Origin of the sequence: Collinsella aerofaciens (genome assembly GCF_039758965.1) — a bacterium.
In the GTDB taxonomy this organism is placed as follows: Bacteria; Actinomycetota; Coriobacteriia; order Coriobacteriales; family Coriobacteriaceae; genus Collinsella; species Collinsella aerofaciens_BR.
The window spans coordinates 1-1,797 of sequence record NZ_JBDMSL010000053.1 but is presented as its reverse complement, the minus strand read 5'-3'; the positions used below and the strand labels follow the sequence as shown (position 1 = coordinate 1,797).

General features: G+C 52.1%; 1 rRNA gene. It reads left to right on the top strand.

Going from position 1 to position 1,797, the window contains the following annotated elements:
- Window positions 1–236 precede the first annotated feature (236 nt).
- Window positions 237–1,761, top strand: a 16S ribosomal RNA gene (locus ABHU32_RS09990).
- Window positions 1,762–1,797 lie beyond the last annotated feature (36 nt).

The following is a 1,797-nucleotide window of genomic DNA, read 5'->3' as shown; positions in this document are numbered from 1 at the left end:
CGGATTGAGAAAAAAAACTTGAAAATTTTTCACCGAAAAATTTGGAGGTTAAGAAAAAGTCCTTACCTTTGCGGCCGCAATCGAGAAACGATAGCGAGAGGGTTCTTTGAGAGATTTACATAATTCAACAAGTAGTACAAGTATAGGAAAATTAATTTTCCGGATTGATACCGTCAAGAAGTATGACTTTGGACTACAATAACGGATTCCGGAGCGAGGATATAAAAACAATTTAAACAACGAAGAGTTTGATCCTGGCTCAGGATGAACGCTAGCGACAGGCTTAACACATGCAAGTCGAGGGGCAGCACAGGTAGCAATACCGGGTGGCGACCGGCGCACGGGTGAGTAACGCGTATGCAACTTACCTATCAGAGGGGGATAACCCGGCGAAAGTCGGACTAATACCGCATGAAGCAGGGGCCCCGCATGGGGATATTTGCTAAAGATTCATCGCTGATAGATAGGCATGCGTTCCATTAGGCAGTTGGTGAGGTAACGGCTCACCAAACCTTCGATGGATAGGGGTTCTGAGAGGAAGGTCCCCCACATTGGAACTGAGACACGGTCCAAACTCCTACGGGAGGCAGCAGTGAGGAATATTGGTCAATGGCCGAGAGGCTGAACCAGCCAAGTCGCGTGAGGGATGAAGGTTCTATGGATCGTAAACCTCTTTTATAAGGGAATAAAGTGCGGGACGTGTCCCGTTTTGTATGTACCTTATGAATAAGGATCGGCTAACTCCGTGCCAGCAGCCGCGGTAATACGGAGGATCCGAGCGTTATCCGGATTTATTGGGTTTAAAGGGTGCGTAGGCGGCCTTTTAAGTCAGCGGTGAAAGTCTGTGGCTCAACCATAGAATTGCCGTTGAAACTGGGGGGCTTGAGTATGTTTGAGGCAGGCGGAATGCGTGGTGTAGCGGTGAAATGCATAGATATCACGCAGAACCCCGATTGCGAAGGCAGCCTGCCAAGCCATGACTGACGCTGATGCACGAAAGCGTGGGGATCAAACAGGATTAGATACCCTGGTAGTCCACGCAGTAAACGATGATCACTAGCTGTTTGCGATACACTGTAAGCGGCACAGCGAAAGCGTTAAGTGATCCACCTGGGGAGTACGCCGGCAACGGTGAAACTCAAAGGAATTGACGGGGGCCCGCACAAGCGGAGGAACATGTGGTTTAATTCGATGATACGCGAGGAACCTTACCCGGGTTTGAACGCATTCGGACCGAGGTGGAAACACCTTTTCTAGCAATAGCCGTTTGCGAGGTGCTGCATGGTTGTCGTCAGCTCGTGCCGTGAGGTGTCGGCTTAAGTGCCATAACGAGCGCAACCCTTGCCACTAGTTACTAACAGGTAAAGCTGAGGACTCTGGTGGGACTGCCAGCGTAAGCTGCGAGGAAGGCGGGGATGACGTCAAATCAGCACGGCCCTTACATCCGGGGCGACACACGTGTTACAATGGCGTGGACAAAGGGAGGCCACCTGGCGACAGGGAGCGAATCCCCAAACCACGTCTCAGTTCGGATCGGAGTCTGCAACCCGACTCCGTGAAGCTGGATTCGCTAGTAATCGCGCATCAGCCATGGCGCGGTGAATACGTTCCCGGGCCTTGTACACACCGCCCGTCAAGCCATGGGAGCCGGGGGTACCTGAAGTCCGTAACCGCGAGGATCGGCCTAGGGTAAAACTGGTGACTGGGGCTAAGTCGTAACAAGGTAGCCGTACCGGAAGGTGCGGCTGGAACACCTCCTTTCTGGAGCTTCAGGATTCCGTACCGAGGTCATACGAG